Origin of the sequence: Paenibacillus sp. Marseille-P2973 (genome assembly GCF_018101095.1) — a bacterium.
Classification (GTDB): Bacteria; Bacillota; Bacilli; order Paenibacillales; family Paenibacillaceae; genus Fontibacillus; species Fontibacillus vini.
This window is the reverse complement of record NZ_JAGQEH010000016.1, coordinates 67,373-83,767: the sequence shown is the minus strand read 5'-3', so window position 1 is coordinate 83,767 and position 16,395 is coordinate 67,373. Positions and strand designations below refer to the sequence as shown.

Genomic DNA, 16,395 nt, shown 5'->3' with positions numbered 1-16,395 from the left:
TAAGTGAAAGTGACAAAAACACTGAGCCTGAACAATTTTATTGTCAGGCTAGCGTCTTTAGGCGCAGTTTGGCAACAGGGGGTTATACCCCAAGAGCAAACCACCCGTTGGACGGGTGGTTATGATTATTTAGCGGCAGGATTAATCCATCTCCATACAAAGAACGGCTCTCTCGTCTCCTCTTAACGGGAGGTATATCTAAATTGACCAGATTACAAGGTAAAATTGCTATAGTCACGGGTGTAAGCCGTTCAGGCGGAATTGGAGCCGCGATTTGTCGGGCATTGGCTAACGAAGGCGCTAGCCTGTTCTTTACACACCTGTACGACTACGATAAAGAAATGAATCTAAACGGTGGTACGGATGAGAATTGGCCTGATTTATTCGCAAGAGAACTGCGACAATTGGGCGTACAAGTCGCACACATGAAAATGGACCTCACTGTATCGGGCTCCGCATCCAATTTGTTGGATGAAGTCCCGGTCCTACCGATTCCGGCTGGATGTCCGAAGAAGTGAAGAATGCACTGCTGCCGCGATTCCCGATGGGCCGGATCGGTCTTCCCGAAGATGCGGCCCGTCTGATCGCTTTTCTGGCAAGCGACGATTCCCAATGGGTTACTGGCGAAATCATTCATTCTAGAGGCGGTTTCTAAACCTATATAGAAGAGACGGGCAAACAGGTTTATAGAATGGAGTTGAAACAGATGGACCAAGAGGTAGTAGCATTGGTGTGCGGCACCTGTAAAAGTTTATCGGAGCGCATGAAGACGGAGAGTGAGCTATTTAATCTCGTTGGCTTCGAAAATGAGGTTATGGAATGGTCGGATTTCGAAAATAAAGTTCCTCCGCTAGATGAACCCCGTTGGATGCGGTCAGATCACCCTCCTGTGCAGGGTCAGATTAGAACAGTGAAAGTCCATCATCCTTTCTATATGAAGACAGGAGAGCCCTTTTGGATATTGTACACTCCGGTATCCTCCAGCCTTAATGGCTGGGACTCCCATCCCGAGGAGATTGAGCAGTCTTCTTTTGTTCAATGCTCCATCGAACGTGTACTTGAGCGGAATGATTTTAAAGCGTGGTTGCGGGTTAAGGTCTTGGAGGTATGGGCGATTAAGGATTACGACAGGCGTTTCCCGGAAAGAGATGGGGGTAACGGGTACTTGGAGAGTTTTGAGATATTCGGGGATCCTTATATATTCCAATACCGGGATTGGTTATATATATGTGCTGGCGCACAAGGAGACCTCGGCGTATGGGGACTCGTAAAGCAAAGGGATAATCAGTACCATATGCTAGTATATGGGGACTGGAACTTTCACAAGAACGATGCTTTCGGAGGCAATATTCTGCTGCCCAAGCATCGGATTGAGGGATGGATCGAGCAGGCGAAGCAAAAAGATCACTACGAAATTGTAGAGTAGAGGAAACATTGGATTGCGCAAGCGAATCCGCAATTCTCGGGTCGAGATCAACCAACCCGTTCGGCTTCGGCCGGGCGGGGATTTTTTTATTGGCATCCGCCCAAACGCCTTATCCGCGAATGCATATGATGATTATGCCTACTAGTCGAAAAGGAGTGATCACATATGGGATTTTTTCCATCGCCGGGACCCGGCGGAGGATATCCGGGATTCCCGGGCGGACCAGGCGTGCCGGGAGGACCGGGGGGAGCAGGTGGATTTCCCGGGACTCCGGGTGCTCCGGGAGGCATTCAACCGCCTACGTCTCCTCCACCGCAATTCGTACCGCAAATGTCGGCCACCGCGTATGCCGTTGACCCCGGAGGGATCAGACGGTGCCTGTTCCGCAACACATACATTTGGCTGAACAACGGCGAACAATTCTGGTTCTTCCCGGTATTCGTCGGACGTAATTCTATTGCAGGATTCAGATGGTTCGGTTTCTTCTGGGGATACTTCGGTATTGACCTGAAACGGATCAGCTCGTTCACCTGCTTCTAAGGCAGACAACAAAGAGAACAGCCTGCAGGCTGTTCTCTTTGTTGTGCGGCTGTTCAAGTTTTCCGCTGTCATCCAAGGTCAACGGGTTTAAGCTTGCAATGGATCGTAGGGATTCGTATAAAAACATGTGAAATTTACAAGAATCCATCTTGCATAGATACATATCTTTTAATATCGGATCTTTGTATACTTGCTGTAATAAAAATTCTAGAAGCATACGCTGCATGAATAACAGCAGAAAGGAAGTCTTATGGAATTTACTATTACTTGGCGGATGCCAAAAAATGAAAGCGCTACAAATCAGAGCCCATCCGTATCGGATGCTTTATTTTACCGGGAAGAGGAAGCGTTTAGCGGTGTGAATAAGATAGCCCAGAAGGTTATGCAGGATATGGAGCAGGTCTTTGGATATGCCCCGCAAGCAACTACAGACAGAAATCAGCTGGGAACCAATGTGGTTCTGTACGGAACAGTGGGCCACAGTCCTATGCTGCTTGAGCTCGAAGAGAACAGGTTGATTGATTTGTCCGAAATCAAAGGGAAGCGGGAGGTTTTTTTATTCCAGGTCATTGATCGTCCCTTTGACGGCGTTGAGAAGGCGTTGGTGATCGCGGGAAGCGATAAACGCGGCACAATTTACGGTCTTTTTCATCTGTCCGAGCGGCTTGGGGTTTCCCCATTGGTAAATTGGGCGAACGTGAAGCCGGAGCGGAAGGAATCCTTCTCTCTAAGTGAGGATTTGAAATATATCTCAAAGGAACCGTCCGTGCGATACCGCGGCTTTTTTATCAATGATGAATGGCCGGCCTTTGGCAATTGGACCACGACCCATTTCGGCGGTTTTAATGCAAAAATGTATGAGCAAGTGTTTGAACTGCTGCTGAGGTTGAAAGGAAACTATCTCTGGCCTGCGATGTGGTCTGCCCGTTTTTATGATGACGGACCGGGCTTGGCCAATGCGGAATTGGCGGATGAGTATGGAGTCGTCATGGGAGCGTCCCATCATGAGCCCTGTTTGCGTTATGGGGAGGAGTATAAGTATCTCCGCGGGAAGGATTCGATCTATGGCGATGCCTGGAATTTCATCAAGAACAGAGAAGGGATTACGAGATTCTGGGAAGACGGCCTGAAACGGAGCGGCAAATTTGAGAGTGTGATTACGGTCGGCATGCGCGGCGAGGCGGATACGGCTATCATGGGAAAAGGAGCTACACTTGCGGACAATATCCAGCTGCTGCGAGAGGTGCTGCAGACGCAAAACCGGCTGATCCGGGAAAATGTGTATTCAAACCTTTCGGAAGTTCCAAGAATGCTGGCTTTATATAAAGAGGTAGAGCCTTTCTTCTATGGTGATAAGGACACGCCGGGGCTGATCAACTCCGAGGAGCTGGAGGACGTCATTTTAATGCTCTGCGATGATAATCATGGGAATCTCCGGACCTTGCCGACGGAAGAGATGCGCAGCCATAAAGGCGGTTACGGCATGTATTATCATTTTGATTACCATGGCGGTCCGATCTCTTACGAATGGATTAACAGTTCCTACCTCCCGAAAATTTGGGAGCAGATGACGATGGCTTACGATTTTGGAATCCGCGATCTTTGGATCGTCAATGTGGGCGATATTGGCACGCAGGAGTTTCCGCTATCTTATTTCCTTGATTTGGCCTATGACTTTGAAAAATGGGGAACCCGGGCCATCAACAAGACAGATTTATATACGAAGCAATGGATTCAAAGACAATTTTCCGACGGGTGGAGCGAGCGGGATCGGAGCAAGATCTTTGATCTCTTGACCGGTTATACCAAGATTGCGCATATTCGCAGGCCGGAACATATGAATTCAAATGTATACCATCCCGTGAATTACAAAGAATGTGATGAATTGTTACAGCGAATCGATGATCTGTTGGGACTGGCGGATGAACTATACAAGAGGGTAGATGAAGTGCATTTATCTGCTTATTATGCGTTAGTGTATTATCCGGTTGTAGGGAATCTCAATTTACAGAAGATGTGGCTGCTCACCGGCAAAAACCATTACAAAGCAAAGCTTGGAGAGATGGAAGCCAATAAGCTTACCGAACAAATAAGAGCGTGCTTGAAAAGAGACAGAGAGCTTGTGGCGGAGTTTCATGCAATAGATGGCGGCAAGTGGTATGGCATGGGGCTTTCCGAGCATATCGGCTTCACGCAATGGAATGAGGACGAAGCTCAGAATCCGATTCTCATGAATGTACTGCCTGCCAATAAACCCAGATTGCTGGTGACGGTGGACGGAACGACCCAGCGCAGTGAAGGAAGCTCCTGGCATATTAACAAATTAGGGATGGACGACTTTTTGCAGCCGGATGTGGAGGAAGCCTCTTTCACTATATCGAGCATCAGTGACCTTCCTGCGGAGTATAAGATTACATGTGATGATCCGTGGCTAACCTGCTCGAAGACAGGCGGCACCCTGGATGGAAACGAGAATACGACGGAAGTTATACAAGTACGTATTGACCGTAGTGCGATGAAGGGCGGGACAGAAGGGTATATTTCCATACAAATGCCGCTGGGTTCCTGCACGATCGTCGTCAATGCAGCCCAACATGATTACAGTGAGCTGCCTGATATGACCTTTGTGGACACGAAGGGGTACATTTCCATCGAGGCTGAGCATTATGCTCTGAACCAGGAAGCACCTCGTCAAAATGGGGACGTCAGCAGATTTGAAGTGATTGAGGGTTATGGCAAAACCTTATCCGCCGTGAAGGCTTATCCAACCACGCAATACTTTACCGCAGGGAAGGACGCACCATATCTGGAGTATCGTTTTGCCGTTGAGGAAGGCGGATTGTATGATGTGGAGCTCTACATGCAGCCATCGAATCCGGTTACCAATGACGGAACGCTGCGCTACGGGATTCAAGTGAACGAGGAAGCGATAAACGTCGTCAATGCACTTCCTGAGGGGTATCGGGTGGATGACTGGAATTGGGCGCAAGGCGTACTGAATCACATTCGCAGACGCAGCACGACAGCAAGCTGTTCGGCAGGATTGAATACCTTGAGGATTTTTGCTGTAAGTCCAGGGTTTGTCTTGGAAAAGCTGGTCATCTATCCGGCAGGAAAGAAGCCTGCGGACAGTTACCTGGGGCCAACAGAAACCTACTACACAGGTAAAAAGGGTTAGACGAAAGGGATGCCGAGGCATCCCTTTTCTAATTCCGAAGTGAATATTCCTGTGGGTAAATGGGATGCTTTAATTGTAAACCTAAAAATTTAATATGGTTGACAATAGAGAATTTAAGAGACTATAATTCATTTGCGCAACGTTGCTGTAATTAGATTCCAGCCGATTCTGATAGCCAATTAACAAAACGGAGGTAGCCCAAATTGAAGACTAAGGAAATTGTTTATGCTGCATTGTTTACCGCATTCATGGCTGTACTTGGAATGATTCCGCCGATTCCATTAGGCTTTATTCCGGTCCCTGTGACCGCACAGACGCTTGGTGTTATGCTTGCGGGATGCTTTTTAGGGAAAAAACCGGCCGCGATGAGCTTAATCTTGTTTATCGTCCTGGTGGCTATAGGTTTGCCGATCTTGTCGGGCGGCCGCGGGGGGTTGGCTCCACTCGTGGGACCGTCTGCAGGGTACATATTCAGCTGGCCGATCGCTGCCTTTCTGATTGGTTACGCTTCGGAGAAGATTTGGCCCAAGTTAAGAATGTGGAAGCTGCTGACCATTAATATTCTGTTTGGCGTTCTCTTGGTCAGCTTGATTGGGGCTCCCGTTATGGCACTGATCACGCATACCTCTATCTGGGCAGGACTTATCGGTTCGGTAGTCTATCTGCCGGGCGATATTATTAAAGCGGTTATAGCGGCGGTGGTGGCATTCCAGTTGAGAGCGATCAGTCCTATTGAAGAGAAGGCGCACTAGCTCGTAAGGATTATTCTTTAAGCAGGTGATCACCTAAATGAATTTATTAACCTTTCTTATACGTCATTCTTCACGAATTCCGGATCGGATCGCCATCGCCCATAACCGGGGCAGCCTTACTTATTCGGCATTGGCACAGCGGGTCCGGAGAGTTGCTAACGGTCTGAAGCAAGGCGGCCATACCCGCCGAAATGTTGCGATACTGACCGGCAATCGGGTGGAGTTTGTGGAGATTTTTCTAGGGGCTGTCTACGCAGGTTATGTCCCTGTGCCTATGGACCCCAAATGGAGCCCAATTGAAATAAACGCCGTGTTACGGCAGTGTGAACCGGGGATTATTTTTGCGGAAGAGGCTTATTCCCAGCATATTGGTTCGTCTTACGAACCGGCCGGGCGAGTTGAAATCATCACGTTATCTGAGGGAAACTCGGGTGACTATGACTCGTGGGTAGCCTCCTTCGCGCCGGAAGCCGAACCGGAGGCCGGTAATGAGTTGTTGTTCATCGGTTTTACTTCGGGAACTACTGGTGTTCCAAAGGGATTTATGCGCACTCCGCTGTCCTGGCTAACAAGCTTTGAAGCCACGAGGGAAGCATTCCGGCTCGATATGCAGCATTGTATGGCCCCCGGTCCGCTTGTTCACTCCTTATCGTTATTTGCCTTGATGCAAAGTCTGTACTTTGGCGCCACCTTCCATCTCGTCGAGCAATTTCATGCGGATGAGGTGCTGGAGCGATGCACAGCGGTTCCTGATATGATCTTGTTTGTCGTACCTACGATGATTGAGTCATTACTGCAACAGGCTAATCCCGGAAGAGCATCCATTCAAGCTCTGATCAGCTCAGGCGGCAAGTGGTCGGAGCAGTCGAAGCAGAAGTGCCGGGAAGTTTTCGAACAATCAAGGCTGTATGAATACTATGGCTCTTCCGAGGCTAGTTATATCAGTTATATGGACGTTTATGAGACAAGTAGACCCGGGTCGGTCGGACGCCCGTTTCCCGGGGTAGAACTATCGATTCGTAATGAGCAGGATCAGGAGGTTCCCGCTGGAGAGACGGGGCAGCTCTATGTTCGAAGCGGTATGGTGTTCCGGGGCTATTATCGGTTAGACGAGGAGACGGCTGCGGTATTCCAGGATGGGTGGCTTACTACGGGAGATTATATGTCCGTCGATCAGGATGGATATTTATACTTGGCCGGGCGCTCCAAAAACAGGATGATCACCGGCGGCTTGAATGTTTTCCCCGAAGAAGTGGAGACGGTATTGCAGCAGCTTCCCGCTATTCAGGAAGTTATGATATTGGGAGTGCCGGATGAACGCTGGGGGGAGAGAATAACTGCAGTTATTCAGTGGCAAGGAGATCAACGTTTGAGTCTGGATGAAGTGAAGGGCCACTGCCGCAACTATTTGGCAAGTTATAAGGCTCCCAAGCAGCTGATCAGCGTAGATCGGTTCATTTATACAAGCAGCGGGAAGATCGCACGTCGGCAGATGAGAGAATATGTCTTGAAAGAAGTGGCGAAATGACAGAGGTTGTAATGGTCATGGCAAAACGGACGCCCATCGGCAAAATTGGCGGTCAATTCAGTACACTTGAGCCGGAGCAACTGCTTGCGCCGGTAATTCGCCACATCGTCTCGGAGTCGCAGGTGCCCCCGGAATGGATTGATGATGTAATTATCGGCAATGTGGTAGGACCCGGGGGGAATATTGCAAGGGTTGCCGCCCTGGAAGCCGGACTTCCCGTCACCGTACCGGGTCTGACGATTGATCGCCAGTGCGGGTCGGGACTGGAAGCTATTCATTTGGCTGCCCGTCTCATTCAGAGTGGAGCGGGAGAGGTGTACCTGGCGGGCGGGGTCGAGAGCACTAGCCGTGCACCCTGGAAAATGTTTAAGCCCGAGACACTTACAGGCACACCCCGGCTGTATACACGCGCTCCCTTTACACCAAGCGTTTATGGTGACCCGGATATGGGTCTGGCCGCGGAAAATGTAGCCCGGAAGTATGGGATTTCCAGAGAAGAGCAAGATCTGTACGCCTTGAACAGCCATCGGAAGGCTGTTCGCGCCAAGCAGACAGGCCGGTTTCGGCAGGAGATTGTGCCTCTTCAAGTGAATGGACATTGGGTCGCCGAGGATGAATGTCCAAGGGCGGATACCAGCCTGGATAAATTGCAAAGGCTGAAGCCGGTCTTTTTGGACCAAGGCACCGTTACCGCCGGCAATGCCTGTCCCGTAAATGACGGGGCGGCTCTGGTGCTGCTCATGTCGCGCGATAAATGCGAGCAGCTAAATCTGCGGCCAGTGTTACGCTTCGTGGATGCGCAGGCGGCAGGAGTGGACCCCGAATATTTGGGGATCGGTCCTGTTCCGGCCGTAAACAGACTGCTAAGCCGCCGGCAACTCGGCATAACCGATTTGGACGCGATCGAGTTCAATGAAGCTTTTGCCTCCCAGGTTCTGGCGTCGCTGGGAGAGCTGCAAATTCCACAGGACAAGGTGAATCCCGGAGGCGGTGCGTTGGCCTTAGGTCATCCTTATGGAGCATCGGGCGCCATCCTGATTACCCGTTTATTCGCTGAGATGCTGCAGAACCCTTTTAAACGGGGGATAGCCACATTGGGGATTGGCGGAGGAATGGGACTTGCCGTTTTGGTGGAGGCGTTTGAATGAACAACCTTCGATTTCGGGTGCATCTGTCCGAGGAGGCAATCGTCCAATATGCAGCTTCTATTGAAGCGCCGTTGCAGCGAATAGGCGCAGCATTAGTCGCACCTTCAACCATGCCGATTACGTTCTGGAAAATAGCCGACGCCCCTTGGCTCCATATGCCGGAGCCGCTGATTCACGGAATCCAACAATTCCACTATGAGGCGCCGCTGACGTCAGGTATGGAGCTGGATTGCGATCTATCTTTAACCCGGGTCGAGAACAAGACCGGTCGTCAGGGCGCTTTGACTCTATATACGCATTCCCTGATCTGCACCTGCGCCGGTAAACGCATTGTGACCGTGGAAACGGTGTTGATCTCGGTAGGTGACAAATGATGAGAAAGCTGATTACTGCAGCGGCAATTACGGAATATGCCGATATTACCGGGGATCAAGCCCCGATTCATATTCAGGCCGAAGCTGCAAGACAAGCCGGGTACCAAGCTCCGATTGCCCATGGGATGTATCTTATGGGATTGGCACAGTCGATTTACTTGGCAGAGCATCCTACCCACTGGATTCAGTCTTATAGCATGAAGTTTCACAGGCCGCTCGTGCAGGGAACATGGGCGTGCTTTTCCTATGAAGCTTGTAACGGTGAAATTCAAGTTAAAGTTACTGCAGAAGACGAAGCTGGGGAGGTTATCGCCACGGGTGTTTTTTCCGTGAAAGAGGGGGGATTGTCCTTATGAGGACAGCGTTGATTACCGGAGCAAGCAGAGGGATTGGCCGCAGCATCGCATTGGAACTCGGGCGTAACGGCTATCGGGTTGCGGTGAATGGCTTGCACGAAGAACGGATCTACGCCGTTGTCGAGGAAATTCGCCAAAGGGGAGGCGTAGCCGAGGGCTTTTGTGCTAATGTAGCGGACCCTTCTGCAGTTTCGACAATGGTAGAGATGGTTGCGGCGCGATATGGCGCCATTGATGTCTTGATTCACAATGCCGGTAATTTACAGGATCGCAAATGCGGACAGATGACGGATCCAGAGTGGAATTCGGTGCTGGATGTTCACTTGAACGGGGCTTTTTACTGTATTCAGCGCGTTCTTCCTTTTATGGCCCCTCAAGGGGGAAACATTCTGCTGATGACTTCAACGGCGGGACTAAAGGGCTCTGTAGGTCAGGTCAATTATAGCGCCGCCAAAGCCGGCATACTCGGGATGGTATGGACGCTCGCAGCCGAATTGCGGCGGGATCGGATCAGGATTAATGCGATTGCTCCTGCCGCTCTGACCGATATGACTCGCCCTGTTATTGAATATTTAAAGGACAAGCACGCAAAACGGAATGAGCCCTTATCGGCATTCTGGCAGGTTGGCGAAGCGGATGATGTAGCCCGGTTTGTGGGTTTGCTTCTGGAGCAGCAGGACCCGGATCTGACCGGGGAAGTATTTGGCGTCAATGGCTCCCAAATCACCCGCTGGCAGAAGCCGCTGCCCGTCTTGACCGTGAATGGTGGAGCCGAGGATTTCTTTACAGCATGGAAGCATCGGGAGGAGAAGCAATAGATGCTTATTTTCGACCAGGTTCATTATTATTATCGTAAAGGGCAGCCCCTCCTCGCTTCTGTGAGCTTCGAGATTCAGGAGGGCGAATTCGTAGCTATTGTGGGGGGAAACGGGAGCGGCAAATCCACGCTGGCCCGGTTAATGAATGGATTGCTGCAGCCGAGGGAAGGAGAAGTGCGCCTTGGGCCTCTGAGCACGCGGAATACCGATGATTTGATCAAGATTCGGGAGCAGGTGGGGCTTGTCTTTCAAAGTCCGGACGATCAATTTATTACCACTTCCGTTTTGGACGAGGTGGTATTCGGGTTAGAGAATCTCCGTGTCCCCAGAGAAGAAATGAGCGTCCGTGCAAAACAGGCATTGCGGGCTGTCCAAATGGAGGATTATGCGGAAGCGATGCCGCATGAGCTGTCCGGCGGGCAGAAGCAGCGTACCGCTATCGCGTCGATTCTGGCCATGCGTCCCCGTATCCTTGTCTTTGATGAAGCTACTTCTATGCTTGATCCGCAGGGAAGAAGTCAGGTCCTGTCGGTGATGCATGAGCTCCATCGGCAAGGCATGACGATCATCCATATCACTCACCATATGGACGAGGTGCTGGAGGCGGAACGGGTCCTGCTTCTGAATGGCGGGGCCATTGCATTTGACGGAACTCCGCCCGAGCTGTTTCGAACGGGAACGCTTGCGGATCATCCATTGGATCAGCCCTTTGCCGTAAGGCTGCAACGTGCTCTTGGTTTAAACACCGGGCTGAAAGCCGACTGGAAGGAGATGATCCGCACCCAATGGCCTACGAGTTAAAGCAGGTAAGCGTGAGTCTCGCAGGGCGGGAGGTTCTCCGGGACATAAGCTGCACACTGCAGGAAGGAAAATGGATTTCGATCATTGGGCCGACTGGAGCGGGCAAGTCGACCTTTGCCAAAGTGATCAAAGGGCTGATCCCTGCCTATAAAGGTGAATATACCCTTCACCGGCAGCGGCTGCCCGGAGACAGCAAAGGACGCATGAAGGCCGTCCGGGAGATCGGCTATGTGTTTCAGTATCCGGAGCAGCAAATATTTGAAGCCACGGTTTATAAGGAGTTGACCTTTGGACCGAAAATGCTGGGACATTCCCGGGGCAGAATCGAGGAGGCTTTAGAACCTGTATTAAGACAGGTAGGCTTACCCGCTGAAATTCTTTCGGCCTCTCCCCTGGTTTTAAGCGGGGGACAGAAAAGGCGCGTTGCTATTGCCTCGGTGTTGATCACGGATCCAAAGCTTCTAATATTGGATGAACCGACAGCCGGACTTGACCCCTTAAGCAGACAAGCTCTGCTGCAGATGTTACGAGAATGGCAGCAAGCGAACCATCGTACCGTTCTGTTTATTTCTCATCAAATGGAGGATGTTGCCGAGTACTCGGACGAGGTGATGGTGTTTCACGAGGGACAGCTCTTGGGGCACTCGGACCCGGGCACTTTGTTTATGAAGAACACGGAAATCTTGAGGCGGGCGGGATTACCTCTGCCCGAGCCTGTTCAGTTGCTCAGGCTGGTAGAGGAATTATCGGGCCGCACGATTGAAGTGGATAGCTGCAGGGAGCGGGATATTTTCGATAAAGTACGTTTGGTCTGGGAAGCAAGGGGTCTTCATCATGACGAATAAAATCATAATGGGTCAATTCACGGAAACGGATTCGGTGCTTCACCGCTTGGACCCGAGGACTAAATTGCTGAGTCTGCTCGTTATCATGCTGAGCTTCCTTCTGTTCAAATCCTTCGCCAGTTATTTGGCAGCAACCGTCTTGGTTGGGATGTTGCTGCGGATGTCCGGAATCCGGCTTGGCTGGTTTGCCAGAGGATTGAAGCCGCTACTGTTGGTACTGATCTTTACTTTTCTGTACCATGTTCTGCTTACAGGAGATACGGTGATATGGTCCTGGTCCTTCATCAAGCTGACGGAAGAGGGGCTTACGAAGGGGACGATTACCGTCTGGCGGATTATTCTACTGGTTCTGATCGCGTCTGTCCTTACGGCAACTACCAAACCGTTAGTTTTGGCCCAAGGCCTTGAAAAACTGCTAAAGCCGCTGTCTAGAGCAGGCCTCCCGACGGAAACCTATTCTTTAATGATAGGAATCGCGATCCGCTTTATACCTACTATTATTCAGGAGATGGACCGCATCATTCTGGCCCAGCAGGCCAGAGGATATGATATCAGGTCTATTCCCGGATTTAAACGTGTGTTTGCCTATATTCCGATTCTTGTTCCGCTGTTTGCCACGACCATCCAACGTGCGGAGCAGCTGTCCTATGCGATCGATGCGAGGGCTTTCGGAACCGGAAAGGGAAGAACTTCTTACAGGCAGCTGGAATTTAAGCGGAGCGACTTGGTTGCAGCCTTGTTTACGGTTATATTTGTGTTGATGATGCTCCTCATTCGGATATACGGCTGATGTCGCGGATGCAGGATACGGAGGGATTCTAATGGATTGGAATACGCGTTTGACCGAACTTCTTAAGATCAAGTACCCGATCATTCAAGGAGGGCTTGCTTATTTGGCCTACTCCGATCTGGCGGCGGCGGTCTCCAATGCCGGCGGATTCGGCCAGATTACAGCGATGAGTCTTCCGGATGCCAAAGCCCTGCGGAGTGAAATCAGACGTACTCGTACTCTGACCGACAAGCCTATTGGCGTCAACTTTGCCATCGGTATGCACCGGGGCGACCTCGAGGAGAGACTGCGGATAGCTATAGAGGAACAGGTTGCAGCAGTTACCCTTACAGGAGGCAATCCTGCGCCTCTTTTGCCTGTATTGCAGTCAGCAAATCTAAAGACCCTGGTACTTGTCTCATCCCGGATGCAGGCTCAAAAAGCAGAGCAGCTCGGCGCCTCCGCAGTCATCGTTGTCGGACACGAAGGAGGAGGGCACCTGGGCCGTGATGAAGTAGGAACGATGGTTCTCGTTCCCCAGGTCGTGGATGCGGTCCGTATTCCCGTGATCGCTTCAGGAGGAATTGGAGACGGCCGCGGCTGGATGGCTTCTCTTGCTCTGGGAGCGGAGGGAATCGTGATGGGAACGAGGTTTATTAGCACCCGGGAATGCCTGCACGCCTCCTCTTCTTACAAGAATGCCTTGGTCGAGGCGTCCTCGGCGGATACCGTGGTTATCAAACGTTCCATCGGGTTTCCTGCCCGGGCGCTGCGGAGCCCTGTGACCGATAAGATTCTTGAGCTTGAACGTAAGAATACAGATTATGAAGCGCTGAAACCTTATATCAGCGGGGAGGTCAACAGGCGCTGGATTTATGATGGCATTCAGGAAGAAGGCTTCGGTTGGGCCGGGCAGGCCGTCGGCCTGATCCATGATATTCCGGAAGTGTCTGAACTGATTCAGAGAATGGTTATAGAGGCGGAAGAAATACGCCGCAAATGGACAGCAGGAGACTCCCCCGATGAATAAAAAGGCTTCTTGGTACATTTAATACCATGGAAGCCATCCCCGAGAATGTACTCTTTTACCCATCCCTCCAAATTGAACTTCTTACATTTTGTAGTACAATAAAATAATAATTTCAGAGTGAGGAACAAAACTAGAAAAGGCTCCCGGCATTGTTTCACTGATGGCCGGCCTTGTTCTAAATACCCCGCGTCGGATTATAAAGATACATAATTAGAATTCAGCACCTCACTTCTTGCTCCATTAACCTGGATACACCCGAACCGAGTGCGCAACGGCTCATGCTAGGCCATTTCTGAATCCGGGGGAAACAACTAATCAATGCGCTCAATTCGTTTCCTAACTTTAGATTGAAAACGCTGCCAATGTTGATTGGGGTATGGGTGAGGTGAATAAGTATGAATAAAAAGTGGCTATCTTGTGTGGCTGTAATACTAATAATATTACTATCGTATGAATTTATTGGATTTGCACGCCAATCCGGAAAGATGGGTAGCATTGTTCAGGAATTACATGGTCATCCCGGAGATTCGGGACACCGTTATCACATCGTACTAATTGAGCAGGAAAGGTATCATCCTTATTGGGAAATGGTTGAGAAGGGTGCAGAGAAGGCCGCAGAAAGGTATGGAATAGATATTGAATTTACCGGTCCGGTTCGCAACAATATGGATGAGCAGATTAACTTGCTTGAAAAAGCGATTGCTGCCCGAGTGGATGCAATCATTGTCCAAGGTCTGAACGAGGAGAGGTTTACTCCAGTCATCGATAAAGCTGTACAGCGTGGAATTCCTGTTATAACTATCGATACGGATGCACCAGCTAGCAAGAGACTGGCTTATGTAGGTACGGATAACGAGGCGGCAGGCGAAAGCATGGGGCGTCTTGTTGTAGAAACTTCAGGCGGAACTGGAAAAATAGGCGTCATTATTGGGAGTGAGCTTGCCGAGAACCAGTTGCAGCGGCTGCAAGGGCTAGAAAACATTGTGAAACAATACGAGGATCTGGAGATTGTGGATGTCCGCAGCTCCAACATTTCACATATGGAGGCGATTCAGCAAGCGGCGGGCATGCTGGAGATGCACCCGGACATTACGATCATGGTGGGTACCAGTGCAACAGATGCCCTGGGTGTCCTACAGGCTGCGAAGAGCTTGAAACGGGATGCTCTTACGATCATTGGCTTTGATAATCAGGAAGAGACGCTAGACGGCATTCTCAGGGGTGAAATTAAGGCGACTATAGCACAGCAGCCATTTTTAATGGGGGATACAGCAGTCAAGCTGCTTAACGATCATTTCCAAGGAAAAGCCTTGCTGTCTGAATATTACACAGAGGTAATGGTGTTAGATAAGCAGAATGCCCAGAAGGGAGAAGGCCTGTGAGTATCCGCCAAAAGCTGTTGGTTTGTATTCCGTTCCTGGTAGTCTTGATGAGCACGGTTTCCTTTTTCTTGTTCCAAAGCGGAAAAAGTGTGCAGGAGAGCTATCATTTAATGATGAATCGTATTTTATTGTATAAGGAAGTGTCCTATGAGGTCGGGGAGATTATGCGGTCGATGAACCGTTTTATTATGCAAGTCGATGCGGATAGCCTTCCTGAAGTGGAACAGCACCTGAGCAGTGTTCAGCAGTTGAGACAAGAGCTCGATGGACTAGAAACGATTGGCGGCAGCGATCTGCCGCTTGTAAATTATCGAAATATTATTGATACGTTTTTGGAGCAAGTTGAGACTATGATTGGCAAGATCGACGATCAAGATTCGAATACTATGGCAGGAGCTTACATCGAAGCGGAGAAGACCGAACGCTTTATACGCGAGGAGGCTCAGGGATTAGTCGATATCGAGCTCGATCAGTACAAGCCGATTTATCAGGAGATTATGTCTACCACGGACAAATTGAATACGCTAGGGACGCAACTGGTTGTTACGGTCGCTGTCCTTAGTATCATTCTGGCCATATGGCTGTCGAATAGCATAACGGGGCCGATTCGGCGGCTGGTGGCAACGGCCAAGTTAATATCGAAGGGGCGAATGGACACCAAGGCGCCGGAAAGCATTAACAATGATGAGATTAGCATCTTGTGCCGAACCTTTAATAGCATGATCGATAATATTCAAAGCTTAATGGCTGATAACATGAAAAGTCTGGAGAAGGACCGTCTCGTTAAGGAGCTGGAGCTAAAGATGCTTCAGAGCCAAATTAATCCGCATTTTCTGTTTAATACTCTTAATGCGATTACCAAGTTGGCATATATCGAGGGGGCTACCGAGACAAGCTATCTTACGGTATCGGTATCCCGGCTATTGAGATATAACCTGCAAAAGCTGGACCAAGCGGTACCGTTACGTGAAGAAGTCGAACATGTGACCGAATATATCAACATTCAGAGGGCGCGGTTTCGTGACCGGATTTCTTTTGTCATGGAAATTGATGAGAGAGCGCTGGATGGAATGGTTCCATGTCTGACTCTGCAGCCTATTCTGGAGAATGCATTCTTACATGGGATAGAGCAGATGGAAGAGGGCGGCGAGCTCAGGCTTACCATTCAATATGAGGATGAAGGTGTAGGAATTGAGATACGAGATAACGGCGTGGGTATGAGCAAGGAAACGGTAGAACTGCTTCTCAGATCTTTCCGGGAGGAATCCTCCAGCTTTGGCAGGAGAGGCCAATCTACTGGACTAGGGACACACAATGTATTCAAAAGACTGCATTTATTCTTCAACGGAGAGCAGCGCATCGAAATAGATAGCACCCAGGGAAAAGGAACCGCTATATTCTTCAGGATTCCCTTTCGTACGGTAACCACATGACAAGAAAGGATGATA

The 16,395-nt window shown here is 50.1% G+C and carries 16 protein-coding genes and 1 pseudogene; all 17 read left to right on the top strand.

Annotated elements, in window-relative coordinates:
* Positions 1–203 precede the first annotated feature (203 nt).
* A complete protein-coding gene (locus tag KB559_RS21780) occupies positions 204–518 on the top strand; it encodes a Rossmann-fold NAD(P)-binding domain-containing protein (RefSeq protein ID WP_435530083.1) in 315 nt (104 codons plus the stop codon).
* A pseudogene (locus tag KB559_RS25615) lies at positions 476–655 on the top strand (SDR family oxidoreductase); the annotation flags it as partial. The gene KB559_RS21780 and the pseudogene KB559_RS25615, both read left to right, overlap by 43 nt.
* A gap of 51 nt (positions 656–706) precedes the next feature.
* Positions 707–1,426 (top strand): hypothetical protein, encoded by a 720-nt coding sequence (locus KB559_RS21775; RefSeq protein ID WP_211025075.1) that lies wholly within the window; start codon positions 707–709, stop codon positions 1,424–1,426.
* Positions 1,427–1,591: 165 nt separating this feature from the next.
* Entirely contained in the window at positions 1,592–1,966 is a 375-nt protein-coding gene (locus tag KB559_RS21770) for a collagen-like protein (protein WP_211025073.1), read from the top strand.
* 274 nt (positions 1,967–2,240) lie between these two features.
* On the top strand, positions 2,241–5,144 hold the full coding sequence (locus KB559_RS21765) for a glycosyl hydrolase 115 family protein (RefSeq protein WP_211025071.1): 2,904 nt from the start codon (positions 2,241–2,243) through the stop codon (positions 5,142–5,144).
* A gap of 203 nt (positions 5,145–5,347) precedes the next feature.
* Entirely contained in the window at positions 5,348–5,896 is a 549-nt protein-coding gene (locus tag KB559_RS21760) for a biotin transporter BioY (RefSeq protein WP_211025069.1), read from the top strand.
* A 37-nt stretch (positions 5,897–5,933) separates the two neighbouring features.
* Positions 5,934–7,424 carry a class I adenylate-forming enzyme family protein gene (locus tag KB559_RS21755; RefSeq protein ID WP_211025067.1) on the top strand — a complete coding sequence of 497 codons (1,491 nt, stop codon included), beginning with the start codon at positions 5,934–5,936 and terminating at the stop codon, positions 7,422–7,424.
* The gene (locus tag KB559_RS21750) at positions 7,421–8,572 is read left to right on the top strand and encodes a thiolase family protein (protein ID WP_211025065.1); all 1,152 of its coding nucleotides are present in this window, start codon (positions 7,421–7,423) and stop codon (positions 8,570–8,572) included. The genes KB559_RS21755 and KB559_RS21750 overlap by 4 nt, the downstream gene beginning before the upstream one ends.
* On the top strand, positions 8,569–8,946 hold the full coding sequence (locus KB559_RS21745) for an FAS1-like dehydratase domain-containing protein (RefSeq protein ID WP_211025063.1): 378 nt from the start codon (positions 8,569–8,571) through the stop codon (positions 8,944–8,946). The genes KB559_RS21750 and KB559_RS21745 overlap by 4 nt, the downstream gene beginning before the upstream one ends.
* Positions 8,943–9,302 carry a MaoC family dehydratase gene (locus KB559_RS21740; RefSeq protein WP_211025061.1) on the top strand — a complete coding sequence of 120 codons (360 nt, stop codon included), beginning with the start codon at positions 8,943–8,945 and terminating at the stop codon, positions 9,300–9,302. Before KB559_RS21745 ends, KB559_RS21740 begins: the two co-directional genes overlap by 4 nt.
* Positions 9,299–10,120 carry an SDR family NAD(P)-dependent oxidoreductase gene (locus tag KB559_RS21735; protein ID WP_211025059.1) on the top strand — a complete coding sequence of 274 codons (822 nt, stop codon included), beginning with the start codon at positions 9,299–9,301 and terminating at the stop codon, positions 10,118–10,120. The genes KB559_RS21740 and KB559_RS21735 overlap by 4 nt, the downstream gene beginning before the upstream one ends.
* Complete coding sequence (locus KB559_RS21730) at positions 10,121–10,921, top strand: energy-coupling factor transporter ATPase (protein WP_211025057.1); 801 nt, start codon at positions 10,121–10,123, stop codon at positions 10,919–10,921. It abuts the gene before it with no gap.
* On the top strand, positions 10,906–11,766 hold the full coding sequence (locus tag KB559_RS21725; protein ID WP_211025055.1) for an ATP-binding cassette domain-containing protein: 861 nt from the start codon (positions 10,906–10,908) through the stop codon (positions 11,764–11,766). The genes KB559_RS21730 and KB559_RS21725 overlap by 16 nt, the downstream gene beginning before the upstream one ends.
* A complete protein-coding gene (locus KB559_RS21720; protein ID WP_211025053.1) occupies positions 11,756–12,556 on the top strand; it encodes an energy-coupling factor transporter transmembrane component T family protein in 801 nt (266 codons plus the stop codon). Before KB559_RS21725 ends, KB559_RS21720 begins: the two co-directional genes overlap by 11 nt.
* A 31-nt stretch (positions 12,557–12,587) precedes the next feature.
* The gene (locus tag KB559_RS21715; protein ID WP_211025051.1) at positions 12,588–13,565 is read left to right on the top strand and encodes an NAD(P)H-dependent flavin oxidoreductase; all 978 of its coding nucleotides are present in this window, start codon (positions 12,588–12,590) and stop codon (positions 13,563–13,565) included.
* Between the two features lie 485 nt (positions 13,566–14,050).
* Positions 14,051–14,947: a sugar-binding protein gene (locus KB559_RS21710; protein WP_247682019.1), complete on the top strand. Its 897-nt coding sequence runs from the start codon at positions 14,051–14,053 to the stop codon at positions 14,945–14,947.
* Positions 14,944–16,380 (top strand): sensor histidine kinase, encoded by a 1,437-nt coding sequence (locus tag KB559_RS21705; protein WP_211025048.1) that lies wholly within the window; start codon positions 14,944–14,946, stop codon positions 16,378–16,380. The genes KB559_RS21710 and KB559_RS21705 overlap by 4 nt, the downstream gene beginning before the upstream one ends.
* Positions 16,381–16,395: the final 15 nt, after the last annotated feature.